Origin of the sequence: Eubacterium sp. BIOML-A2, from assembly GCF_009680135.1 — a bacterium.
Lineage (GTDB): Bacteria > Bacillota > Clostridia > Lachnospirales > Lachnospiraceae > Faecalicatena > Faecalicatena contortus_B.
This window is the reverse complement of record NZ_WKZK01000010.1, coordinates 26,676-49,698: the sequence shown is the minus strand read 5'-3', so window position 1 is coordinate 49,698 and position 23,023 is coordinate 26,676. Positions and strand designations below refer to the sequence as shown.

The 23,023-nt window shown below is 45.3% G+C and carries 27 protein-coding genes; 25 read left to right on the top strand and 2 right to left on the bottom strand.

The window, feature by feature from the left end:
* Positions 1–50: 50 nt before the first annotated feature.
* Together GKG43_RS05810 and GKG43_RS23275 are read left to right on the top strand one after the other, a co-directional pair.
* Positions 51–701, top strand: a complete 651-nt coding sequence (locus GKG43_RS05810) for a hypothetical protein (protein ID WP_055151842.1) — start codon at positions 51–53, stop codon at positions 699–701.
* A 149-nt stretch (positions 702–850) separates the two neighbouring features.
* Positions 851–1,336, top strand: a complete 486-nt coding sequence (locus tag GKG43_RS23275; RefSeq protein ID WP_240285572.1) for a helix-turn-helix transcriptional regulator — start codon at positions 851–853, stop codon at positions 1,334–1,336.
* A gap of 317 nt (positions 1,337–1,653) precedes the next feature.
* Here GKG43_RS23275 and GKG43_RS05800 read toward each other — a convergent pair whose 3' ends face one another.
* Positions 1,654–2,199, bottom strand: coding sequence for a Uma2 family endonuclease (locus tag GKG43_RS05800; protein ID WP_055151845.1), 546 nt, complete (start codon positions 2,197–2,199; stop codon positions 1,654–1,656).
* Positions 2,200–2,301: 102 nt separating this feature from the next.
* The gene (locus GKG43_RS05795; RefSeq protein WP_154253259.1) at positions 2,302–2,481 is read right to left on the bottom strand and encodes a hypothetical protein; all 180 of its coding nucleotides are present in this window, start codon (positions 2,479–2,481) and stop codon (positions 2,302–2,304) included.
* Between the two features lie 431 nt (positions 2,482–2,912).
* Between GKG43_RS05795 and GKG43_RS05790 the strand changes: the two genes are divergently transcribed.
* From GKG43_RS05790 to hpt, 23 genes are all read left to right on the top strand, one after another.
* On the top strand, positions 2,913–3,188 hold the full coding sequence (locus GKG43_RS05790) for a hypothetical protein (protein ID WP_055151851.1): 276 nt from the start codon (positions 2,913–2,915) through the stop codon (positions 3,186–3,188).
* 115 nt (positions 3,189–3,303) lie between these two features.
* Positions 3,304–3,771, top strand: coding sequence for a hypothetical protein (locus tag GKG43_RS05785; RefSeq protein WP_129878869.1), 468 nt, complete (start codon positions 3,304–3,306; stop codon positions 3,769–3,771).
* An 88-nt stretch (positions 3,772–3,859) separates the two neighbouring features.
* The gene (locus GKG43_RS05780; RefSeq protein WP_055151857.1) at positions 3,860–4,153 is read left to right on the top strand and encodes a hypothetical protein; all 294 of its coding nucleotides are present in this window, start codon (positions 3,860–3,862) and stop codon (positions 4,151–4,153) included.
* 35 nt (positions 4,154–4,188) lie between these two features.
* Entirely contained in the window at positions 4,189–4,584 is a 396-nt protein-coding gene (locus tag GKG43_RS05775; protein ID WP_055151860.1) for a hypothetical protein, read from the top strand.
* Positions 4,572–4,751, top strand: a complete 180-nt coding sequence (locus GKG43_RS05770; RefSeq protein ID WP_055151863.1) for a hypothetical protein — start codon at positions 4,572–4,574, stop codon at positions 4,749–4,751. The genes GKG43_RS05775 and GKG43_RS05770 overlap by 13 nt, the downstream gene beginning before the upstream one ends.
* A gap of 72 nt (positions 4,752–4,823) precedes the next feature.
* The gene (locus tag GKG43_RS05765) at positions 4,824–5,090 is read left to right on the top strand and encodes a hypothetical protein (RefSeq protein WP_055151865.1); all 267 of its coding nucleotides are present in this window, start codon (positions 4,824–4,826) and stop codon (positions 5,088–5,090) included.
* A 165-nt stretch (positions 5,091–5,255) separates the two neighbouring features.
* A complete protein-coding gene (locus GKG43_RS05760; protein ID WP_055151868.1) occupies positions 5,256–5,501 on the top strand; it encodes a hypothetical protein in 246 nt (81 codons plus the stop codon).
* An 11-nt stretch (positions 5,502–5,512) separates the two neighbouring features.
* Entirely contained in the window at positions 5,513–6,631 is a 1,119-nt protein-coding gene (locus GKG43_RS05755; RefSeq protein WP_129878868.1) for a site-specific integrase, read from the top strand.
* A gap of 471 nt (positions 6,632–7,102) precedes the next feature.
* Complete coding sequence (locus GKG43_RS05750; RefSeq protein ID WP_050639056.1) at positions 7,103–8,080, top strand: Gfo/Idh/MocA family oxidoreductase; 978 nt, start codon at positions 7,103–7,105, stop codon at positions 8,078–8,080.
* A gap of 53 nt (positions 8,081–8,133) precedes the next feature.
* Complete coding sequence (gene asnS / locus GKG43_RS05745) at positions 8,134–9,525, top strand: asparagine--tRNA ligase (protein ID WP_050639055.1); 1,392 nt, start codon at positions 8,134–8,136, stop codon at positions 9,523–9,525.
* Between the two features lie 177 nt (positions 9,526–9,702).
* On the top strand, positions 9,703–10,755 hold the full coding sequence (locus GKG43_RS05740; RefSeq protein ID WP_050639054.1) for a metallophosphoesterase: 1,053 nt from the start codon (positions 9,703–9,705) through the stop codon (positions 10,753–10,755).
* A 20-nt stretch (positions 10,756–10,775) separates the two neighbouring features.
* On the top strand, positions 10,776–12,425 hold the full coding sequence (locus GKG43_RS05735) for an AAA family ATPase (protein WP_055152274.1): 1,650 nt from the start codon (positions 10,776–10,778) through the stop codon (positions 12,423–12,425).
* Positions 12,426–12,470: 45 nt separating this feature from the next.
* Complete coding sequence (locus tag GKG43_RS05730) at positions 12,471–13,805, top strand: CCA tRNA nucleotidyltransferase (protein ID WP_055152272.1); 1,335 nt, start codon at positions 12,471–12,473, stop codon at positions 13,803–13,805.
* A gap of 63 nt (positions 13,806–13,868) precedes the next feature.
* Complete coding sequence (locus tag GKG43_RS05725; protein ID WP_055152270.1) at positions 13,869–14,879, top strand: CotS family spore coat protein; 1,011 nt, start codon at positions 13,869–13,871, stop codon at positions 14,877–14,879.
* Between the two features lie 48 nt (positions 14,880–14,927).
* A complete protein-coding gene (locus GKG43_RS05720; RefSeq protein WP_055152268.1) occupies positions 14,928–16,658 on the top strand; it encodes a phospho-sugar mutase in 1,731 nt (576 codons plus the stop codon).
* 229 nt (positions 16,659–16,887) lie between these two features.
* Positions 16,888–17,163, top strand: coding sequence for an HU family DNA-binding protein (locus GKG43_RS05715; protein WP_009004621.1), 276 nt, complete (start codon positions 16,888–16,890; stop codon positions 17,161–17,163).
* A 157-nt stretch (positions 17,164–17,320) separates the two neighbouring features.
* Complete coding sequence (locus GKG43_RS05710; protein ID WP_050639049.1) at positions 17,321–17,560, top strand: RNA-binding S4 domain-containing protein; 240 nt, start codon at positions 17,321–17,323, stop codon at positions 17,558–17,560.
* 116 nt (positions 17,561–17,676) lie between these two features.
* Positions 17,677–17,961 carry a sporulation protein YabP gene (yabP, locus tag GKG43_RS05705; RefSeq protein WP_025653684.1) on the top strand — a complete coding sequence of 95 codons (285 nt, stop codon included), beginning with the start codon at positions 17,677–17,679 and terminating at the stop codon, positions 17,959–17,961.
* Between the two features lie 8 nt (positions 17,962–17,969).
* Entirely contained in the window at positions 17,970–18,302 is a 333-nt protein-coding gene (yabQ, locus tag GKG43_RS05700) for a spore cortex biosynthesis protein YabQ (RefSeq protein ID WP_055152265.1), read from the top strand.
* A gap of 150 nt (positions 18,303–18,452) precedes the next feature.
* Positions 18,453–18,695, top strand: a complete 243-nt coding sequence (locus tag GKG43_RS05695; protein ID WP_330377552.1) for a septum formation initiator family protein — start codon at positions 18,453–18,455, stop codon at positions 18,693–18,695.
* Between the two features lie 194 nt (positions 18,696–18,889).
* Entirely contained in the window at positions 18,890–20,290 is a 1,401-nt protein-coding gene (locus GKG43_RS05690) for a SpoIIE family protein phosphatase (RefSeq protein WP_025653681.1), read from the top strand.
* An 842-nt stretch (positions 20,291–21,132) separates the two neighbouring features.
* Positions 21,133–22,536, top strand: a complete 1,404-nt coding sequence (gene tilS / locus GKG43_RS05685) for a tRNA lysidine(34) synthetase TilS (RefSeq protein WP_243125825.1) — start codon at positions 21,133–21,135, stop codon at positions 22,534–22,536.
* Positions 22,493–23,020: a hypoxanthine phosphoribosyltransferase gene (gene hpt / locus GKG43_RS05680; protein ID WP_050639046.1), complete on the top strand. Its 528-nt coding sequence runs from the start codon at positions 22,493–22,495 to the stop codon at positions 23,018–23,020. Before tilS ends, hpt begins: the two co-directional genes overlap by 44 nt.
* The last annotated feature ends 3 nt before the right edge of the window (positions 23,021–23,023 follow it).

Genomic DNA, 23,023 nt, shown 5'->3' with positions numbered 1-23,023 from the left:
AATGTTGTATACTTAGTATTTCGTATATTTACAAAACAAAGGAGCGGAGAATGAGAAGCTATATTGATGTAAAGGATTGCATAAAGCTGGGCGCGAGGAACATGACTGCCGCCATAGCAAAGATAAACGGAAAAGAGTACAACATACAGTTCACGAAGCAGAGGACAGGATTTGGTGAAAAGCTGTTTCTTGTTTGCCCGAAGTGTGGCAGCAGGCGTACAAAGCTATATCTGTATGGAGATGGGCTTCTGTGCCGGGAATGCTATCCGTTTCCGGTTTATGACAGAATTAAGAATGTATCTATCGGCAGCTATAACTATATTTCCTACAGGATGCTCGGGCTTGCAAGGCGTGAACGAATTCCGATTAAGTTCCCGTTCCATTATCTTGAATATGAGAAACCAAAATATAAGCAATTTGATAAATGGCACATGACAATTACAAAGCTACAGGCATTGGAGAACATGAGGAACCAGGCTATATTTTTCGGTAAGAAGTATTCACGGGCGACAATTAACAGTATCTTTGAAGAGCGGAACCTATATCTGTATGTCTGTGATCTGTACGATCTGGAATTGTATTTCTATGATTGGGATGTTGGTTTCTTGAAATATCCGGGAAATGAGCCAGAGGTCAAGCCAACCGGTATAATGAGTCAGGCAAGTAAATACCAGAGAGCGGTGTTGGGACGGCATCGTTAAGCGGGATAGAGGTAATTCGGACATGGTTACGTTCATGTGGAAATAAATCACTTTTAGGTGAGGTTTTGGTAAGGTATGTGGAAGTGATCATCGTTATCACATAATATGAGCTGATATGGTATGGCTATGTCTGCATAAAGGAGGAAAACATGAGATTAAATGTGAATAGATATAAAGAACTATTGGAAAGTAAGAATTTGGATGAACTGGACATTGAGAGGAAAACAGGACTTTCGATGAGTACAATTAACTGGATATTTGAAAATGAGTATCTGGAGATAAGCACGCTGGAGCGGCTGGCTGATGTTGTAAAGTGTGGTACAAAGGAGATTGCTCTGCCAGATCATAACAACATTGAGAATGTCATTGAATGGCAGCGAGACAGTAAGACCGCTACGGTGAGCCTAACACAGGGCAGAACCATTACAAGAGTGATGAAGCTGGCTGAGAGCCGCCCGGAGGAATGCCGGATCATTGCAGAGAATAAAGATGGCAGCATTTGTGCCAGGGTTCCGGTAGGATGGATAAGAATAAACCCGGGAATGAACTTGAATGAGGAACAGAGAGAAAAACGGGCTGATCGGATGCGCTGCAATATTTTGAACAACGATTATAGTCGTGGTGAAATGGGATAAAATCAATTTAAATGCCTTTAGGGTAGAAATATAAGGCTAAAGGTTTAAAATGGCTTTTTAATAAGAATTGCATGGAATAGTGTTGGACATTGATAATTTGCATATTAGGGGGATATGAAACAGGCTGTTATATACTTGATAGAACAGCAGCGGGATGCTTCTGCTTTTATATCTTAAAAATATTCTTCATTTTCTGAGTCCCTAAAAGGAGTATCTTGACAAATATGAGATTCTAAAAAGGTTATTCCGACATTTCCGACGCCCTAAAAGGGAAAATAAAACCGCCCTCAATCCTGATGGTCGGGGGCGGCAGTGGGTTAAATATTCAATTGTCCGAAGTCGATTGACAGGTCTTCATAGATGCCTGCTTTTACGGAATCGGAGAAAGTATAGTCCCCTGTATCCTCAGATTCAAAATTATAAACCAAAATACGGTTCTTCTCAGGATCGACTATCCAGTATTCCCGTACACCGGCAGTACGGTATTTGAATAATTTAGTTAAATAGTCTATGCGCTTACTGCTTGGTGATACAATTTCAATAACCCAGTCAGGCGCTCCCGTGCAACCTTTATCCGTTAATTTGTCAGGGTCACAGATTACGCTGATATCCGGTTCTACGTATTTCGTATCGTCTTCATTGAGAAATACGGCAAATGGGGCAGGAAACACTTCACAAGGTCCACCTTTAGAGTGGATATAGTTACCGATTGTTCTATCAAGGTGATGTAATATTCTTTGGTGGGTAGTACTTGGTGGGGCCATATAATAGATCTGCCCGTCGATCAGTTCGGCACGTACCCCATCAGGCAGGGCATAGATATCTTCGATGGTGTATTCTTTCTTCTGGTTTGGTAATGACATGATAACACATCCTCTCATGAAATAGTATTGACGGAGTGGCAGTGGTTATTCAGAGATTTCCGAGGCCCTAAAAAGGAATCTGGTTTCGCTCACTTTTGAGCTTTATTCAGTATCGCGTTCCATTCGTTCATCAATAGCCTTTTTAATGTAACCGTTGACTGATTCCCCTGTCATATCTGCATGTTGGCGTACTGTTTCTTTGTAACCCTTTGGGACAACGAGATTAATTCTTTCTCTATTTTCAGACTGCCACTTATTTTTATAGTCTGTTTTTCCTGCCAAAAGTATCACCTTCTTTCATGGGGGGCGCTCTGATAATGGAGACACCTTTTCTATTATGGTTAGATTATAACATTAATTTCAATCGTGCACAAGATACAAAATAGCCAAATCTTGCACACGATATTTGTGTATAATGTCAATTGAAAACATATCGTGTACACGATATAATATAATCAAGATAAAGGTAAGGCAAACGAACAGCCCGAAAAGCTGTGAAGCTGAAAACCATATACCTGTGAGTGAACAATAGAGGGATCAATAGCCAGGAAGATGATTCAGCCGGATGCCAGACCGGTATCAACAATAAATAAAAGCAACCGGGGAAGCCGAAAGCCCCCACAAACTTTGAGCCATATACTTGTGAACGGTCTGGAGATGCAGTAATAGTCAAGAAGATGCTCAAGGGATTGCACTGGAAAGGAGATTTTACAATGACAGAGAGAATGATTGTCAACCGCGTAAGAAAGCTGAAAGAGCTGGAAGCGCAGCAGAAGGAGATTGAGGAACAGATTGAGGCACTGAAAGCGGAGATCAAAGCAGACATGCAGAGGAAGGATCTGGAGGAGCAGAAGGCCGGGGATTATATGGTAAGGTTCACAACGGTTATCTCAAACAGATTTGATGGTAAAGCATTCAAAGCGGATCATGCAAAGCTGTATGACCAGTACATCAGGACAACGGAGAGCAGAAGATTCTCCATCGCATAAAAAATAGCCCTTGCCAGTGCTGCGAACACTGACAGGGGCGGCATAGCCGGAGCTACACTATAAAGCAAATACATAGTAGCATAATCCCGGTGGGAAGGGCAAGAACAAATTGAATTTGGATAATTTAGAGAAACTTATAAAATACCATCCATACCATATCTGTACTTTTGCTGACTTTGCAAATGTAACGCAGGATTTGTTAGAAGTGGCATTAAAGGGAGAGGAGGAGCTTGAACCGGTAGAAGTTAGGAATATTTCGGAATATGTACAAGTTCCGTATCGGGTCTTGACCTGTAAAAAGATGATTATGTTAAGCAAGGATAGGTACCGCCACCGTATTATGTTTGAAGAGCTCTACGAAAAGCTATTTGAAATATGGGAAGCAGCGGAAAATGGGAGCAAAGAAGCCGCCAGCTATAAGCGATATAATTATAAGCATTTGGTAACACTCGTGGCAGACTTTCAATATCGGGGAGCAGTTACTTATTGTCGTTATTTGGGAGTCAAAGAAATGATGGAACAGTACCTGTTGTTTATACGATGCGAAATGCGAAAACCAAGAGGAAGGGAGATTCCGACATGAGTAACGAAGAATATAGGCGGAAAAGACGATATAAAGCCAAAGGGGCAAACGATGTTGTTGCTGATCTTGATGAAAGAAGGTGCTGAGTATGCAAAATGAAGGATATAGGCAATGCATAGTACAAATGCTTTATCTAATGGATAAGGAAGAAGATAACGAGGTTCTGGAAGAGATATATACCATTGCACGCTACCATTATATTAAAATGGCTCCTGACAGAAGGAAGCAAATTGATAAGTGTAGAGGTATAGTATTCAGGATCATAGCCGGAATGGATGAAGAGCGCGTCAGGCAATTATATAACGTATTAGTTGGACATTACAGATTTTCGGGGGAGCGGTGCGGTGACATCGGCCCCCTGGGAAGCAGCCGCCATAAATAAAAATATGATTGATAAGTTAGTGGGAGGATTAATTTATGGTTGAATATATAAAACTTAAACCCGGTGATGAGCTGTGGAAAGCTGAAATCCTTAATGAACAAACACTTTTCGGAATGCTTACCGATGAGCAGTTTTCTAAAATCGAAGATGGGAGGTGCATGGAATTAAAGGGAGTCTGCTTCATGCAGAGGCCGCCATTTTACGGAATATCCCCTCAAATAGACTATGAAAAGAACACGCCCTATATAGAATTGATTGAGAGCTTTGATGTAAATTATCTTATGCAGGAAAGGGGGTGCGAAGCTGTATTTAACAGCATTGATTATGCTGACCAGATTGTAGACCTACATAAAATGATTGGGCGGTTTAGCAGGGACATAGAAATTGTTAAGAAATTGATGGACAGGAGGGGCACTACATGGCGAAGCTGACACCAATTAAGGCGATCAGAGCAAAGTGCCTGGATTGCTGCAATGGTCAAATGAAGGAAGTCAGGCTTTGCACTGTTGAGAATTGCGCGTTACACGAGTATAGGGACGGACACAGACCGAAAGGCGAAGAAGTTACCATCGGAGATGTTTTCGCTGAAAAATCGTGAGATAGGGCAACAATTTTTTTCAAGATTAATGCATTGGGGCTGTTCAGACCTTAAGGAAAGAAGGTGAATTCTATGAAAGCCGATATATTGGAACAAATGTACCGGTACTATGTACAAATGCCGCGCTATAAGGAACTGCGAAAGATATATGACTATGACATTCCCAAGGCCCGGCGCGATGATCTGGAAAACAGCATGGGAGCAGAGAACTATTCGAAAGCCCAGGAGATGGCCTTCTCTATATCTGATCAGGCTGAACGGGTGGGATTCATACTTGGATTCCAGATCGGATCAAAGCTCATGTGCGAGTCTATAGGAGAATGGGAGGTGGACGAATGACCGGAAAAGCAAAAACCCCAAGGGTGCGGCAACACCCAAGGGGCAAAAAATAAGCATAACCCAATACACACAGTACGGGCTATATTGATTATATACCGTCATATAGCCCATTTGCAAGACAAGATTCACCTGCTGCCAGGCAGCAGTGAGAGAAAGGACGGTTATATGTCAAGAATTGGAAATATATACACAGAATCATACAGCAAATCATCGGCTGCCATATCAGCGGATGGCAAATTGTCTGAAACGATCCAGGAAGAAATCGTGGACAGGATCGGGGAGCCAGCCAGCATGACGAAGGAATCTGTAGCAGATTTAATTTATGCCGGGAGCAGTTATGGACAGAAAGCAGGATTTGAGAGCGGTTTTAACTATGCAATAGCCCTGATATTTGAAAGCCTAATGAGTTAGGCGGTGGTTATATGGCAGTCGATAAAAGAGGCAGGAAATTACCAAAAGGAATACAGCAAAGGTATACTGACTATGAGGGGCGTTTCATGTACAAGGGAGAAAGATATCTGGTACATGGTGCGACAATTACGGAAACACAAAAGAAAATGACTGACTTAAAGTACAAACTGCAGCACGGCCTGTTTGTAGAAAGTAGCAAAACCACCCTGGATGAATGGTTTGAAACCTGGCTGAATGTTTATAAGAAGAATAAACTCAAAAAAGGAACTATTTCGACATATAAGAAACAATATAGTTACATGGTGAAGGGCAAAATAGGCAAAAAGTATATTACCGATATCAGAGGTGAGCACATACAAACTCTTTACAATGATCTGGTTGAAGAGGAGTACGCTGTTTCCAGTATCAAAATAGTAGCGGCTATTCTAAGTGGATGTTTTAAGCAGGCCTTTAAAAATGGACTTATTGAGCGCAATCCTGTAAAGTTGGCAGAAGTACCAAGTGATAAGGAAGAGCATATCATAAAAGCAATGACCAAGGAAGAACAACACATGTTTATGGAATATGCAAAAGACAGCTATCTTTTCAATTTCTATTCCATGTTACTTAGAACTGGATTGCGGAACGGTGAGCTGCGGGGGCTTAAATTTTCTGATATTGACAAGAAAAAGAGAGTGATTCATATTCGCAGAACATTAAAATATGAGGAGGGGGAAGGATATTATGAGGATACACCAAAAACCAAGTCTTCCCGGAGGGACATTCCATTAACCCGGGATGTTGAAAAACTATTGGATGCACAAAAGTACTACTGGGGAGAGAAGATCGTAAATATAAGGAGGTATGTATTTTGCACAGAAGAGGGGAAGCCGTTAAGCCGGGATCGGGTGCAGTATGAAATTGACCGCATAATAAAGCAGATCAACCAAAGCGGAAATGAGTTTGAGCGTATAACACCTCACGTATTTCGGCACACATTTGCAACAAGGGCCATTGAGTCAGGCATGAAGCCGCAGACGCTTAAGGCGATTATGGGACATAGCTCATTGTCTATGACAATGGATTTGTACAGCCATGTAATGCCGGACACGAAAGCGACAGAAATGGAATTGATAGCAGTAGCATTTTAACGGGGCAGGCCAGCGGGTCTGCCTTTTTGTTAACATTTAGAATAGTACAAAAAAAGTACAAAATTGCATGGTTAATGATAAACAGCGATAAAAAAACAACCCCGCACAAACCAGCGTTTTTGCAGGGGAATAAACAATCATAAACTTATATAAATAGGTAGCTATATAAGTTTTGTTTTACGAGTGGAAGGTCTCGAACACTCGGTTTGAATCAGCCCATAAGACCTTATTTTTCAGGGCTTTGGAACGAGTAGTAGTATACCACATGGCATGGAGAAAATCAAGAAATACCCAGGACGAAAACCTGCTAGCACAATTTCGTACAACAGTGATTGATAATGCCGCATATATTTGCTACAATTTTATTGGTAGAACATGCAGAAAAAAGAATTAAATATATTGTGCTCATGCATGAAGCAGCAGGATCACTAACAGTAAAGACTTAAAGCAGGATTAGTAGGAGGCGGCATTATGAAATTAGGAATAGTAGGAAGCAATTTTATCAGCGACTGGCTGATTGAGGCGGCCGGGCAGGTACCGGAGGCGGAGATTTGTGCGGTATACTCAAGGAAGCAGGAGACCGGGGATGCATTTGCAGGCAGGCACGGGATACCAAATGTATATACAGATTACGATAAATTTTTGGAATCGGAGATTGACGCTGTGTATATCGCCACACCAACGTATGCACATTGCGGGCAGGCTATTGAGGCGATGAAGCACAAAAAGCATGTCCTGTGCGAAAAGATTCTGGCTGTTAATGAGAGAGAAGCAGCGGCAATGTTTACCTGTGCAGAGGAAAACGGAGTCGTCCTTCTGGAGGCGATGCGCCCGGATTTTGACCCGGCTTATAACCTGATCAGGGAACATCTTCCGAAGATCGGAAAGCTGCGCAGGGTGACGGCAGAATACTGCCAGTACTCTTCTCGTTATGATAAGTTCAGGCAGGGAGAGGTTCTGAATGCCTTTAACCCGGAGCTGTCAAACGCGGCGATTATGGATATTGGGGTATATTGTATTCACACACTGGTCAGAATGCTGGGAATGCCGAAAGAAATAAAAGCGATTTCCACCAAATTAGAAAATGGCTTTGAGGGGAGCGGTATTGTCCTTATGCAGTATGATGACATGATGGCTGAGGCTGTTTATTCAAAGATTACCGATTCTGTGAATCCTGGTATATTCCAGGGAGAAGAGGGAAGTATTCTTATATATGGCATTGCGATGCCGCAGTCTATGGAAATTGTATACAGAGACGGGAAAAGGGAAGCGATTCCCTACACACCGGCTCCAAACAATATGGTATATGAAGTCAGGGAATTTGTAAGGCTTGCGCAGGAAAAATGCAGCGGGCATCCTTATCGAAAGTATTCACTGGATACACTGTGTGTTACGGATGAAGCCAGAAGACAGAACGGGATTGTATTTCATGCGGATTCAGTGTTATAATAGTACCAGTGTGTAATAAAAGGAAAAATTTGATGGAATAAGGAGTATTTGGTATGGATTTAGTTACAATTCGGGAATTATTTAAAAACAAAGAGAAATATCTGGACAAGAAAGTGACAGTTGGGGGATGGATTCGCAGTATTCGTGATTCAAAGACGTTTGGATTTATCGTGGTCAATGACGGTTCTTATTTTGAACCGCTGCAGATTGTGTACCATGACAGTATGGAGAATTTTGAAGAAATCTCTAAGCAGAATGTAGGCGCAGCCATTATTGTTACAGGAACTTTAGTCGCTACACCACAGGCTAAGCAGCCGTTTGAGATTCAGGCAGACGAGGTGGAGATTGAGGGGACCTCAGCACCTGACTATCCGTTACAGAAGAAACGTCATAGTTTCGAATATCTCAGAACGATTTCTCATCTCCGTCCAAGGACAAATACATTTCAGGCGGTGTTCAGAGTGCGCTCTATGATTGCATATGCTATTCACCAGTTTTTCCAGGACAGAGGCTTTGTCTATGTGCATACGCCTCTTATTACGGGTAGTGACTGTGAGGGAGCGGGTGAGATGTTCAGAGTGACTACCCTGGATATGGACAATGTGCCGAAGAATCCGGACGGAACGGTAGACTACAGCCAGGATTTCTTTGGGAAAGAGACAAGCCTGACTGTTAGCGGGCAGCTGAACGGGGAGACATTTGCCCAGGCGTTCAGGAGCATTTATACTTTCGGACCTACTTTCCGGGCGGAGAACTCTAATACCACACGCCATGCAGCTGAATTCTGGATGATCGAGCCGGAGATTGCATTTGCAGATCTGGATGATAACATGGATCTGGCCGAGTCAATGTTGAAATATGTGATTTCTTATGTACTGGAGAATGCGCCGGAGGAAATGAACTTCTTTAATTCTTTTGTGGACAAGGGGCTGCTGGACAGGCTGAAAAACGTGATAAACTCGGATTTTGCGAGAGTAACATATACCGAAGCGGTAGAACTTCTAGAGAAAAATAATGATAAGTTTGAATATAAAGTAAAATGGGGCACAGACCTGCAGACAGAACATGAGCGTTATCTGACAGAAGTGGTGTACAAGCGCCCGGTATTCGTAACAGACTATCCGAAAGAGATCAAGGCATTTTATATGAAGCTCAACGAGGACGGGAAAACGGTGGCAGCAGTTGACTGTCTGGTGCCGGGAATCGGTGAAATCATCGGAGGCAGCCAGAGGGAAGACGATTATGACAAGCTGATTCAGAGAATGAAGGAGATGAATCTTGAGGAAGAGGATTACAAGTTCTATCTGGATCTGAGAAAATATGGTTCAACCAGACATGCGGGGTTTGGCCTCGGATTTGAAAGATGCGTCATGTATCTTACCGGAATGTCCAATATCCGCGATGTTGTACCATTCCCGAGAACTGTAAATAACTGCGAACTGTAGATTTTATTTCCACAAGGGCTGTGGGCCGTCGATCCTATAGCCTGCCGGGATGCCAATATTAGATATTTATTGCCCAGCCGCCTGCGGCGGGGGAAGATGGATTGAGGACGTAACAGACCGGTCATTGTTACGTCCTCAAGTCACTTTTTAACAGTATGTTATTATATGGAGGTACCTATGAAATTTATCCACATTGCCGACACTCATCTGGGAGCGCAGCCCGATGCAGGGACTGCTTATAGTGCGGGACGCGCCCGGGAACTATGGGATACTTTTTCACAGGTGGTTACACTGTGTGAGGAAGAGCAGACAGATGTACTGCTTATAGCCGGGGATCTGTTCCACAGGCAGCCGCTTCTGCGGGATCTGAAGGAAGTAAACTATCTGTTCTCCACATTATCACATACAAAGGTAGTTCTTATTGCAGGAAATCACGATTTTATGAAAAAGGGCTCTTATTACCGGACTTTCCAGTGGAATGAAAATGTGTATCCACTGCTGGGGGAAAGGATGGGATATGTGCTGCTGCCTGACCTGGATCTGGCGGTGTACGGGTTCAGTTATCACGCCAGGGAGATCCGGGAAGAGCGCTGTAATGTGAGGGCCGGGGGACATGCACGATATGAGATTCTCCTGGCTCATGGCGGTGACGAGAAGCATGTTCCACTCAAAAAAGAGGACCTGGAGGCCTCCGGGTTTGATTATATCGCGCTGGGGCATATCCATAAGCCTCAGGCCCTGATCAAGAACTTTGCGGTATTCGCGGGAGCTCTTGAACCTGTGGATAAAAATGATACGGGGCAGCATGGTTTTGTGCGCGGAGAAATAACAGAACAGGGAGTCCGTGTGGAGTTTGTCCCGTGTGCGGTAAGGGAATACATTCATCTGGCGCTGCGCGTGAATGAGCGGATGACGAATGGGAGTGTGAAAGACTATATCCGGGAGACGGTGGAGAAAAGAGGTACGCAGAATCTTTATAAATTTATTCTCCGGGGCCTGAGGGATCCGGATGTAGAGTTTGAAACAGAATACATGGATTTTTACGGGAATATTATAGAGATTGAGGATGAGACTTGTCCTGCATATGATTATCAGGCGCTTTATGAGGAAAACAGGGATAATGTGCTGGGAAACTATATAGAAGAATTTTTGGGATGTGAAGAAGGAAGTGTGGAACATCAGGCACTACAGGCAGGTGTGCAGGCACTTCTGGAGAATAGTCTGTCCTGATCCGGAGAGAGTTGAAGAGTATGGTAATTAAAGAGTTGTATTTGGAGAATTTTGGGAAGTTTTCAGATAAGCATTTTTACATAGAGGAAGGAATCCATGTTTTTTACGGAGAAAATGAATATGGCAAATCTACGGTCTATGCATTTATAAAGGCAATGCTTTTCGGCATGGAAAGAGGGCGCGGACGTGCCGCTCAAAATGATGGGTTCAGCAGATACGAGCCATGGGTTAACCCCAATTACTATGCCGGATCTATGCGGTTTTCCATAGCGGGAAAAAACTTCTTTCTGGAACGGAAGTTTGACAGATATACAAAGAGTGCGGGCCTTGTCTGTGAAGATGATGGGGAAGAATTATCTGTGGATGACGGAGACCTGGACATGCTTTTGGGTAAAATGACGGCCGAATCTTTTGAGAATACTGCGGCCGTGGGACAGCTTAGCGCAAAACCAGGGCAGGGTCTGGCAGAAGAATTGAAAAATTATGCGGCAAATTATTATGAGACAGGAAGCAGTACCGTTGACCTTGGAGGCGCCCTGGAGACTCTTCGCCGGCGCAGAAAAGCTGCGGAACAGGAAATCAGGTCCCTTCGGGAAATGCAGGAAACAAAAAAGGATACAATACGGCAGGAATGCCAGTATGTATCTGAGGATGCCGGGAAACTGCAGAGAGAACTGGAAGAAAATCAAAAGATATTGAAAAGTTTACTGGATGAAAACGCTGAAGATTACGAGGGTAGAGGGCATTTACGCAAAGAGCACCTCCCGGCTGATTCATTAGAAACGATTTCGTTTACGGAAGATGAAGCAGAGAATCACGAGGCAGACCAATATAAAAACTTGATAGCAGTGGGTGGATTAGGAATTGCTGCCGGGGGATTGGGACGGCTCTGGAGCGTACTTGCCGGCAGTGGAGAAGTATTTGCCGGAGGCGGGGCGATCTCCGTTCTGTCATGGATTTTTCTGGCCGCAGGACTGCTGCTTCTCTGTACCGGTGCTGTAAAGTATGGAAAGTACAGGGTGCAGAGCAGCAAGAGGCGAAATGCCGGGCAAAGAGTGGTCACCCGCCAGGAGTATACGGAAAACGATTACGAAAAGAAACGCCAGATCGAAGAGAACAGGCAGAAACTGGAGTGGGAAAATCAAAGAATCAAAGCACAATGGAAAGAGAAGCAGGTAAGATTCCAGAATTTACAGGAGCAGCTGGCCGAGCTGGAAATGCCGGATAAAAGAATCAAAAACCTGCAGAACTGGGGCGCTGCACTGCTGCTTGCCGAGGAAAAGATGATTCAGGCATCCCGTAATATGACGCAGGGGTTTGGGAACATTTTAAATCAAAAAGCATCGAAGATATTAGAACAAATAACCGGCGGAAGGTATACAAAACTTCTTGCAGATGAAAATCTGAACCTGACCTTATTTGAAGGCGGGCGGCGGATACCGGTGGAGAGGGTATCGCGTGGAACCATAGAACAGGTATACTTCGCACTTCGTATGGCAGCCGTGGACATGCTCTATGAAGAACCGCTGCCTGTGATTTTTGACGACGCATTTGCATGTTATGACGAAAAAAGATTAAAATCTACTTTAAAATGGTTGAGTGAACAGCAAAGACAAGTTATAATATTTACTTGTCAAAAGCGTGAACAAGAAATTGTAAAACAATTCTGATAACGGAGTGCAAAAGGGTCAGACCCCTTTGAAAGGAAGATATAGATGAAGATAGAGTTGCCGAGAAAAGTGATTATGATTATCAATAATCTGCAGCTGCATGGCTATGAGGCTTTTGCGGTGGGCGGATGTGTTCGTGATTCTATTCTCTGCCGCAAACCTGAGGACTGGGATATCACGACTTCTGCCAGGCCGGAGGAGATTAAACGGCTTTTTAGAAGGACGGTAGACACGGGGATTGAACATGGTACTGTGACAGTGATGATTGGCAGGGAAGGGTTCGAAGTGACCACATACCGGGTTGACGGACTTTATGAGGACAGCAGGCATCCGAAAGATGTGACTTTTACGACCAGCCTGGAGGAGGATCTGCGGCGCAGGGACTTTACGATTAATGCGATGGCTTATAATGACGAGGTGCGTCTTGTCGATGTGTTCGGGGGGATGCGGGATCTGAACCACCACTTGATCCGATGTGTGGGCGACCCGATGGAGCGGTTTTCGGAAGATGCGCTTCGGATTCTGAGGGCGGTCAGATTTTCCGCCCAGCTGGCTTTTCCAATTGAGAAGAATACCGCGCAGGCGGTGCGAGAGCTTGCGCCTACCCTTCAAAATATCAGTGCAGAGCGGATCCAGGTGGAATTGGTGAAGCTGCTCATGTCCGATCATCCGGATCTGATTCAGGATGCATATGAATTGGGGATTACGAAGGTCATTCTGCCGGAATGGGATGCTATGGTCGGTGTGGAACAGAGAACACGGCACCATAAGTATGACGTGGCAGGCCACACCCTCCAAGCCCTGAAAAATGTTAAGAAGGATAAAATTCTCCGTCTGACTATGCTGTTCCACGATATGGGAAAACCTTCCATGAAGACAACCGATGAAAAGGGGGTGGATCATTTCAAGGGGCACGCGCTTGTCAGTGAGGAGATCGCGCGCAGTGTGCTGCGGCGCCTCAAGTTCGACAATGACACCGTGAAAAAGGTGACCAGACTCGTCTGTTATCATGATTACCGGATCGAAGCCACCCCGCCGAATGTCCGCCGGGCGATGAACCGGATCGGGGTAGAACTTTTTCCCTATTATCTGGCTGTGCGCATGGCAGACGTGAAGGCACAGAGCCCATACAAGCGCCGTGCCAAGATTGAAAATATTGTGGCTATGCGGGAAATATACCAGGAGACGCTCATCAATGATCACTGTGTGACTCTCAGGCAGCTTGCGGTCAGTGGAAGAGATCTGATGAATCTGGGGATGCAGCCGGGAAAGCAGATGGGAGATATGCTGAATGAGCTGTTGGAGCTGGTATTGGATGAACCGGAGATGAACGAAAAAGAAAAATTATGTAATTACGTCAAAGAAAAACAAGGCATATAGCATACTCGGGCTGTCCCTTTCATACATTAGAAAGAGTCAGAATCGTAGAATCAGGGGGCAGCCATGAGAGAGTATGAATTAGAAGTCTTGGAACAATATGATATAGAAGTGAAAGGCACCCGCAAAATAAGGGGTGCGTTTTTTTGCGACACGAAAGAGGGCACTATGCTGTTGAAAGAAGCGGACGTTTCAGACAGGCGTGCCCCTTTGCTTTATGCCGTTCTGAGCAGCCTGGAAAAGGCGGGATATCCCAATGTTGATATCCCGGTCTATAACAAAGAAGGCCAGCTGGTCAGCGTATCCCGGGATGGTTCCAGGTACATGCTGAAAAAATGGTTTTCCGGCAGGGAATGTGATGTTAAAAAAGAATTCGAGATCCTGCAGGCATCCAGGAACCTGGCAGATCTGCATTGCAGGATGCAGTGGCAGGAATTGTGTGATCCGGAAGAAGAAGCGGTGATACGGCCGCCAACGGGCCGGCATCTGCAGGAAGAGTTTGTGCGCCATAACAGGGAACTAAAAAAAGTGCGCGCATTTATACGTAATAAAGTTTCAAAAGGTGCATTTGAGTTTCTATTTCTGGAATATTTTGACCGGATGTACTCGCAGGCGGAGCAGGTGGTCAAAAGACTGAAAAATTCCGGATATGACAGCTTGTACCAGGAAAGCATAGAACATCACAGGCTTGTGCATGGAGATTACAATTATCATAACGTCCTGCTGACCTCAAACGGGCTGGCAACGACAAATTTTGAGCATTTCAGGATTGATGTGCAGGCCCAGGATCTCTATTATTTTCTGCGGAAAGTCATGGAAAAACATCAGTGGCAGGAAGCCCTTGGCCAGTCTATGCTGGATGCCTATCAAAGCATCAGGAAGCTGGACGCAAGAGAGTTGGAATATATCGCCCTGTGCCTAGCCTACCCGGAGAAATTCTGGAAGACTGCGAACACATATTACCATTCTAATAAGGCCTGGATACCTGAAAAAAATGTGGAAAAATTACAGACAGCTATCACCCAGACGGAAGAAAAACTGCGGTTTTTAGAAAATATATTTACTTTCATTTTATAGGCGCCTGTTGTATAATAAGGACATACTATTAAGGCAGGAGGTACCAGTATGGATTACAAAGAGAGATACAATGAGTGGTTGTCAAACCCATATTTTGATGCAGATACGAAGGCGGAACTGGCGAGTATCGGGGAAGATGAGAATGAGATAAAGGAACGTTTTTACACAGATCTTGAATTTGGTACGGCTGGCCTGCGCGGCATTATCGGCGCAGGTACCAACCGTATGAATATTTATACAGTAAGAAAGGCCACACAGGGGCTGGCGAATTATATTATGAAGAGCGGAAATGCCGCAAAGGGTGTGGCGGTTGCCTATGATTCCCGCCGGATGTCACCGGAGTTCGCGGATGAGGCAGCGCTCTGCCTGGCGGCAAATGGGATCAAGTCCTATGTATTTGAGTCCCTGCGTCCAACTCCGGAACTGTCTTTTGCAGTGAGGAAACTGGGATGCATAGCGGGAATCAATATTACAGCAAGCCATAATCCACCGGAATACAATGGATACAAGGTATACTGGGAAGACGGCGCACAGATTACGCCGCCTCATGACAAGGGAATTATGGATGAGGTAAAGGCTGTAGAAGACTATACAACCATGAAGACGATGACACTGGACGAAGCAAAGGCAGCAGGACTTTACGAAGTAATCGGTGCAGAAATCGATGATGCATATATTGCAGAGCTGAAAAAGCAGGTATTGCACCAGGATGCCATCGATGCTGTTGGCAAAGAACTAAAGATTGTGTACAGCCCGCTGCACGGAACCGGAAACATACCGGCGCGCCGTATTTTAAAGGAACTTGGATTCGAGAATGTTTACGTAGTAAAAGAACAGGAACTGCCGGACGGCGAATTCCCTACCGTATCTTACCCGAACCCGGAAGCTGCGGAGGCATTTGATCTGGGGTTGAAACTGGCCAAAGAAATCGATGCAGATATTGTGCTTGCAACAGATCCGGATGCGGACAGGCTTGGCGTCCGTGTGAAGGACAAGAATGGGGATTATCATACTCTGACAGGGAATATGTCAGGCTGTCTGCTCGCGGATTATGAGATCGGACAGCGCAGAGAATTAAAGGGACTTCCGGATGATGGATATCTGATTAAGACGATTGTTACCTCCAACATGGCAGACGCTATTGCTAACTATTACAACGCAGGCCTGATAGAAGTCCTGACTGGTTTTAAATTCATCGGACAGCAGATTCTCGGGTTTGAGACAAGCGGTAAGGGAGAATATTTATTCGGATTTGAAGAAAGTTATGGCTGCCTGATTGGTACCTATGCAAGGGATAAGGATGCAATTGTAGCTACAATGGCTCTCTGCGAGGCGGCAGCATATTACAAAACAAAAGGAATGAATCTGTGGGATGCGATGATTGCGATGTATGACCGTTACGGATATTACAAAGATGATATCCAGTCCATCACGCTTAAGGGGATCGAAGGCCTGGCGAAGATCCAGGAGATCCTGGAGACGCTCCGCAAGAATCCTCCGACAGAGATTGCAGGTTATAAAGTCCTCAAAGCCAGAGATTACAAGGCGGATACCATTAAAGATATGGAGACTGGGGAAGTCACAGCAACCGGTCTGCCAAATTCCAACGTGTTGTATTATGATCTGACAGACGATGCATGGCTGTGTGTAAGGCCATCTGGAACAGAGCCGAAGGTGAAGTTCTATTACGGTGTAAAGGGGACATCTCTTGAAGATGCGGATGCTGTTTCAGAAAAAATGGGTAAAGAAGTCCTTGCAATGATTGACAAGATGATGTAACATATCGTGTCAGGGATAATTTTCCAACTAAAAACCGGGCCTTGGAAATGTTAAAAAAGCCTAAAAAAGTGCCCAAAAACGCGGGAATGCCGGAAAAATCCTTGACAAAAATATGGGAAACAGTTATAACAGTACATAAGGGCTGATCATGTGAACGCCAGTACATGAGCGCCTTTATTAAACTGTTAGAATATTATATTCTAGTACAATAAAGAGGAGGAATTTATCCATGAACAAAACAGAATTAGTAGCAGCTATTGCAGAAAAGGCAGAAATCTCCAAGAAAGACTCTGAAAAAGCACTGAAGGCATTCATCGATGTGGTATCCGATCAGTTAAAAAAAGGCGATAAAGTACAGTTAGTTGGTTTTGGTACATTTGAAGTAAGCGAAAGAGCAGCAAGAGAAGGAAGAAATCCTCAGACTGGCAAGACAATGAAGATTGCAGCTTGTAAAGCACCTAAGTTCAAAGCTGGCAAGGCCTTAAAGGATGAAGTTAACGCTTAATTGTAATGGATCAATAAGAGATAAACATACAGAGAGCACTTATGATGTACGCATTGTAAGTGCTTTCTTTTCTCTTTGAAGAGTAAGATGCATAAAGATGAATGAAAATAAAGAGAGATTACATGAAATCTATTCATAAGCAAGAAAGGAAAAAGAAATGCGGTTAGATAAGTTTTTGAAAGTGTCCAGGCTGATCAAAAGACGAACTGTGGCTAATGAAGCCTGCGATGCGGGGCGTGTGCTTGTAAACGGAAATGTTGCCAAAGCATCACTGCAGGTTAAGCCGGGGGACGTCATTGAGATCCAATTTGGCACCAAGACTGTGAAGGCGGAGGTGCTTCAGCTGCAGGATACGACAAAAAAAGAAGAAGCAAAAGAGCTGTTCCGGTATCTGTAAAAGGAACAGACGGCGAAAGCGCCAGGGATCTTCCGCGGGCGTACATATTTTGATACAACCCCTCATATATATAGTGAAGAGTTCTATAGAAAAGCAAAGTTGAAGGGGGAAAGTGTATGGAAGAGCGGCAAATGCCCAAGGCGCATAAACTCGTTGTAAATAACAGAAAGACAAGTATGGTCACAGGTGTCCTGGATGTTCTTTCTTTTGATTTAAATGAAATCCTGCTGGAGACGGAACAGGGCATGCTGATGGTTAAAGGAACCGATCTGCATGTGAACCGTCTCAGCGTAGAAAAGGGAGAAGTGGATCTGTCAGGCAATATCGACAGCATTGCATATTCCAGCGTAAATCAGGCCGGCCGGCAGAATGAAAATTTCTTTGCAAAACTGTTTAAGTAGGCACGCCTATGATGCTGGGAATCGGAAAAGAAGCGATTATATTTTTTTACGCGGGGCTGTCCGGGATAGTGATACTTTTCAGCTACCAGATACTCAGGTTGATGAGGCGTCTCATACCTCACCATATCGTGGTTGTAAATCTGGAAGATCTGCTGTATTGGCTTGGAGTGAGCGTGTATCTGTTCCGACAGATGTATATGACAACATTTGGTAGTATAAGGTGGTTCTTCATACTAGGTGTGGTATGCGGAATAGTGCTGGCGAATTTCATACTCTCAATTGCGAAAAAAATATACGGGAAAATGAAGAAAAGCCTTGAAAAAAGAAAGAAAAACCGATAGAATGAATTTATTAAGCAGGGGTGTTTAATAAGATGATAAGTTGGGTGAGTATGAATGGCAAATAAGAAATCTACAGGGACGCATCGGCGCAAAAGCCGTAAGCGGAGCTCTGGTTTTGGTTATCATCGGCGCAGTGCAGCCTTAATTACTATGATATTAGTATTACTGGGATGTGTGCTGACGGTGAATGCAGTGACCCTGCAGGCCAAGAACAAGAGCTATAAGCAACAGGAGGCAGAGCTGAAAGCTCAGATCAATGAGCAGAAAGAGCGCGCCGAAGAGATAAAAGAATACGAAGAGTATGTTAAGACAGACGAGTACATAAAAGAAGTTGCTGAAGAGAAGCTGGGTCTTGTTGACCCCAATGAGATTATATTTAAACCGGCTCAATAACAATACTACGAAAGATAAGCTCCAGGAGAATTCCTGGAGCTTTTGTCGTGGTATAGAATATTCCGGCGGATATACCGTATTGCCACAAGCCGGCGGGGGAGATGCGCAATACGGCAGATACCGCAGAGATTGGTTTCTGAAACGAAACTCATATTTATGTTTTACAGAAAATACGAAGAATAGGAGGGGAAAGCATGGAAGAAGGACAAGTATTACATTCCAGCCCCTATGTGGCCCAGATTGAAAAATTTGCAGATTCCCTGAAACAACTGTCCCACACATTTTTAAAACTGGAAGAAAAGAAAAAAACATTCAGCAGCGAAGAAATAGAAGAAATGTTCGAGAAAGTGAAAGGAAAAGTCTGCAAAAACTGTGAAAAGTGTTCCTGGTGCTGGGGAGAGAATTTTGTTCACACCTACCAGATGGGATACGAGATACTGTCGGCAGTGGACAGTTATGGCAATGAACTGAACACGGAGACAAAAAGAAAGCTGCAGCAAAGGTGTATTATGGCTCCCAGATTTCTGCGGGAGATGCTGGAGGCTTTCCATGAAGCGCGGCAGAATATGATCTGGATTAACAGGATTGCCCAGAGCCGGGAAGGGTGTGCCGTGCAGATGGATACATTTGCAGATATGATCCGCAGTACGGCAAAAGAGCTGGAGGACAGCATGTTTACGGACGAGCGTCTGGAGAAGAAGATCAGCGCGCACCTGAAACGGAAAGGAATACGGGTATTATACACGAACTTTTTTATGAACCGCGAAGGAAAGTATGAGGTGCATATAACCGCCCGGGCCATGCAGAATGAATGCGTCACAACAAAGGAGCTGGTCAGGGGCGTATCAGAAGTAATGGGGCGGCGGTTCGTATTGGACGGAGCCCACTGCCAGATGCTGGGGAGAGACTACACAACCGTAGTATGCATGGAAGGCCCCGCATTCTATACATTGCAGGGAGTTGCGCGGATTGGAAAAGGCTGTAGCCAGATATCAGGAGACAACTTCATGATGATGGAGCTGTCCGGAGGCCGTCAGGGAGTTGCCTTATCGGACGGCATGGGTTCCGGAGAAAAAGCGTGCCGTGAAAGTACGCTCGTAATTGAGCTTCTGGAGGAGCTGCTGGAAGCCGGATTTCCGGAAAAAACCGCCATCCAGATGATCAACACAACCTTGGTTATGGGGAGAGAAGAAATACATTTCTCCACAATAGATATGAGTGTATTTGACTTATACACAGGCACATGCGAATTAATAAAAGCAGGTGCGTCCTCCACCTTCATCAAAAAGAAGGACAAGGTAGAACACCTGAGTTCCACGAGTCTTCCAATCGGCGTACTGCACACCATAGAAATAGACTCCGTAAAACGTCAGCTGGAGGACGGCGATTTCGTCATCATGGTAACCGACGGCATCATGGATGCCCTCCCCGTAGGAGAGCAGGACATCCTGCTGGAGACAATCATACAGGGAACCGCCATGAATAACCCAAAAGAAATGGCACATCATATCCTCGAACAGGTACTGAACTGGAATGGGGACGCGGCGCCTATGGATGACATGACGGTCCTGGTAGTCGGCCTCTGGGAGTGCTAGGGGGCGAGCGGTATTAGGCGGAGGGGGGGCGCCTTGGGAAGCGGACATAGTGTCGTCTGGAAGCGGGGGATGACTGTAAGCTGGCGTAGTGTAAAAAAGCAGGAAAACCGGGGCAACCTGGACACATCACGGGAAGCCCTGATGGCTTCCCGCGTTGGGTCCAGGAATTTTTGTGATTCGGAATCACAAAAATTACCCCGGTTATCCTGCTTTTTTACTTTACGCCAGCTAACAGCCATCCCACGCTTCTAGACGACACTATGTCCGCTTCCCAAGGCTTGGCGCATCCGGCCGTAATAGGCGCCCGCTTCGCGGGTTGCGCACGGACGGGGATGACGGATGGCTGCAGCCTGCACGGGACGGTCCGGGCTGGGGCGGATTATTGCCGAGGGGTCAAGATGATTCACTGGCCCCGCCAGTGAATCCCCATCAAACTAATTTTCTTAGTAAAAGGATGAACATAGCCTGGCTGAAATGGGGAGGAGGATGCCGGGGAAGAAACGGGGAAGGGCACGGGAAGTGTAGAGCGCACGGTTTAGAAGTACTTACACCAAAGACACCGCCCGCGGGGGATGGGAAGTGATTTTCCAAAATCACTTCCCAGTACATCCTAAGGCGAGAAAGCATCAGGCTTTCTCGCTGCATGATGTACGTGCCCCCGCGGGCGGTGTCTTTGGCGTTAGTACTTCTCCGTAAGCGGGTCACTTCCCGTGCCCTTCCCCGTTTCTTCCCCGGCATCCTCCTCCCCATTTCAGCCAGGCGTACTCCCCCTTGCATTTCCCCACAAAATTAGTTATAGTTTACTTATGGAAAAGGTTTTGGGGTTTATTGGGCGTTATCAGATGATTGTTAGTGGAGATAAGATTGTCGCAGGTATATCGGGCGGAGCGGATTCGGTATGCCTTCTTTTTGTGCTTCTGGAACTTCGTGAGAAGATGGGGATTGAGATTGTGGCTGTACATGTGAATCACGGGCTTCGCGGGGAGTATGCTAAGCGCGATGAGGTGTTTGTGCAGGAACTGTGCAGGAAACATGATGTAAAATGTGTGGTTTATCATGAAAATGTGGAATCAATTTCCAAAAAACGGAAACAATCTGTTGAGGAGGCCGGCCGTGTTGTGCGCAGGGAGGCTTTTGAGAGGACTTTGCTTGCTTGCGGGGGAACTAAAATTGCTATGGCCCATCATCAGAATGACAACGCGGAGACGCTCCTTATGAATCTGTCCAGGGGAACGGGGCTGAAGGGGCTTGGCGGGATTCAGCCTGTGGCGGGAAATATTATCCGTCCGCTGCTCTGCCTGAACCGCAGGGAGATCGAGCGGTTTGTGGAGGAGATTGGCTGCGGGTTCTGCCAGGATGAGACGAACGAGGAGGATGACTATACGAGAAACCGGCTGCGCCATCAGGTGATCCCTGTTCTGGAAGAACAAGTTAATGCGCAGGCCGTGCGCCATATGAATGAGGCGATGGAGCAGATACGCGGGCTGCAGGATTATATGGAGATGCAGACGGAGCAGGCTTATCAGGACTGCGCGGCCAAACAAAAGGACGGAGGCATTTGCATTTATGAAGCCGGATACCGGAAGCTTCACCGGGTGCTGCAGGGTCTTCTGATCAGAAGATGTTTGACTAGGGCCGCGGGCGCAGAAAGGGATATTACCATGGCGCATGTGGAAGCGGTGGCCGGACTGTTTGAGAAACAGACCGGCAGAAGCAGGGATCTGCCATATTCGGTGAAGGCCGTCAGGAATTATGACGGTGTTGTGCTGAAGAAGAAAACAGATGTGCAGAAAAAGGGTTTCTCCCCTATACAATTACGTGTACCGGGAATTACCCGGGTGCCGGAACTGAATCTGACGATATGCTGTAGTATACTGGAAAAATCGGTTGATTTTTCGGCAAAACAAGCACCCCAAAAAACCTACACGAAATGGTTTGACTATGATATAATAAAAGGTGACCTGATTATCAGGCCCAGACAGGGACGGGACAGCATCGTGATTGATAAAGACGGACGGAGCCAGAAGATCAAGTCCTATTTTATTAATGAGAAGATACCGTCCGAAGAGCGGGACTGCGTTCCGCTGATTGCAGATGAGAAGCAGATTATATGGATATTGGGGTATCGTATGAGCAGTGCCTGCCAGATAACCGTGCAGACGCACCGGGTGCTGGAGATAAAAGTAACGGAGGAAAAAAGTGATGTCAGAGAAGATTACGGTTTTAGTACCAGAAAAAGAAGTTGACGAAAGAATTGAATTTTTGGGGAAACAGATCAGCAAAGACTATGAAGGGCGGCAGGTGCACTTAATCTGCATTTTAAAGGGCGGCGCATTTTTTATGTGCGAGCTTGCCAAGAGGATTACCGTACCGGTATCCATCGATTATATGAGCGTAAGCAGCTATGGCAACAGAACATCATCCAGCGGAGTTGTACGTATTGCCAAAGACCTGGATGAGTCGATCGAGGGAAAGGATGTCCTGATTGTGGAGGATATCATTGATTCCGGAAGAACGTTGTACTATCTGATGGAAACTTTAAGACAGCGCCACCCAAAGAGCCTGCATCTGTGCACGCTTCTGGATAAGCCTGAAAGAAGAGAAAAAGACGTGAAAGTAGATTATGTAGGATTTGAGATACCGGACGAATTCGTAGTCGGCTATGGCTTGGACTACGCTCAGAAATATAGAAATCTGCCATATATAGGTGTGGTGGAAGGAGTAGAATAGGAA

Bases quoted from the DNA above. Each gene is read 5' to 3' on its own strand.
- yabP (WP_025653684.1), top strand. From the start codon at position 17,677: ATGGAAGAGCGGCAAATGCCCAAGGCGCATAAACTCGTTGTAAATAAC.
- GKG43_RS05720 (WP_055152268.1), top strand. From the start codon at position 14,928: ATGGATTACAAAGAGAGATACAATGAGTGGTTGTCAAACCCATATTTT.
- GKG43_RS05765 (WP_055151865.1), top strand. From the start codon at position 4,824: ATGAAAGCCGATATATTGGAACAAATGTACCGGTACTATGTACAAATG.
- GKG43_RS23275 (WP_240285572.1), top strand. From the start codon at position 851: ATGAGATTAAATGTGAATAGATATAAAGAACTATTGGAAAGTAAGAAT.
- tilS (WP_243125825.1), top strand. From the start codon at position 21,133: ATGATTGTTAGTGGAGATAAGATTGTCGCAGGTATATCGGGCGGAGCG.
- GKG43_RS05770 (WP_055151863.1), top strand. From the start codon at position 4,572: ATGGCGAAGCTGACACCAATTAAGGCGATCAGAGCAAAGTGCCTGGAT.
- GKG43_RS05695 (WP_330377552.1), top strand. From the start codon at position 18,453: ATGATATTAGTATTACTGGGATGTGTGCTGACGGTGAATGCAGTGACC.
- GKG43_RS05710 (WP_050639049.1), top strand. From the start codon at position 17,321: ATGCGGTTAGATAAGTTTTTGAAAGTGTCCAGGCTGATCAAAAGACGA.
- GKG43_RS05810 (WP_055151842.1), top strand. From the start codon at position 51: ATGAGAAGCTATATTGATGTAAAGGATTGCATAAAGCTGGGCGCGAGG.
- GKG43_RS05790 (WP_055151851.1), top strand. From the start codon at position 2,913: ATGACAGAGAGAATGATTGTCAACCGCGTAAGAAAGCTGAAAGAGCTG.
- GKG43_RS05715 (WP_009004621.1), top strand. From the start codon at position 16,888: ATGAACAAAACAGAATTAGTAGCAGCTATTGCAGAAAAGGCAGAAATC.
- asnS (WP_050639055.1), top strand. From the start codon at position 8,134: ATGGATTTAGTTACAATTCGGGAATTATTTAAAAACAAAGAGAAATAT.
- GKG43_RS05775 (WP_055151860.1), top strand. From the start codon at position 4,189: ATGGTTGAATATATAAAACTTAAACCCGGTGATGAGCTGTGGAAAGCT.
- GKG43_RS05780 (WP_055151857.1), top strand. From the start codon at position 3,860: ATGCAAAATGAAGGATATAGGCAATGCATAGTACAAATGCTTTATCTA.
- hpt (WP_050639046.1), top strand. From the start codon at position 22,493: ATGTCAGAGAAGATTACGGTTTTAGTACCAGAAAAAGAAGTTGACGAA.
- GKG43_RS05755 (WP_129878868.1), top strand. From the start codon at position 5,513: ATGGCAGTCGATAAAAGAGGCAGGAAATTACCAAAAGGAATACAGCAA.
- yabQ (WP_055152265.1), top strand. From the start codon at position 17,970: ATGATGCTGGGAATCGGAAAAGAAGCGATTATATTTTTTTACGCGGGG.
- GKG43_RS05750 (WP_050639056.1), top strand. From the start codon at position 7,103: ATGAAATTAGGAATAGTAGGAAGCAATTTTATCAGCGACTGGCTGATT.
- GKG43_RS05740 (WP_050639054.1), top strand. From the start codon at position 9,703: ATGAAATTTATCCACATTGCCGACACTCATCTGGGAGCGCAGCCCGAT.
- GKG43_RS05760 (WP_055151868.1), top strand. From the start codon at position 5,256: ATGTCAAGAATTGGAAATATATACACAGAATCATACAGCAAATCATCG.
- GKG43_RS05690 (WP_025653681.1), top strand. From the start codon at position 18,890: ATGGAAGAAGGACAAGTATTACATTCCAGCCCCTATGTGGCCCAGATT.
- GKG43_RS05725 (WP_055152270.1), top strand. From the start codon at position 13,869: ATGAGAGAGTATGAATTAGAAGTCTTGGAACAATATGATATAGAAGTG.
- GKG43_RS05735 (WP_055152274.1), top strand. From the start codon at position 10,776: ATGGTAATTAAAGAGTTGTATTTGGAGAATTTTGGGAAGTTTTCAGAT.
- GKG43_RS05800 (WP_055151845.1), bottom strand. From the start codon at position 2,199: ATGTCATTACCAAACCAGAAGAAAGAATACACCATCGAAGATATCTAT.
- GKG43_RS05730 (WP_055152272.1), top strand. From the start codon at position 12,471: ATGAAGATAGAGTTGCCGAGAAAAGTGATTATGATTATCAATAATCTG.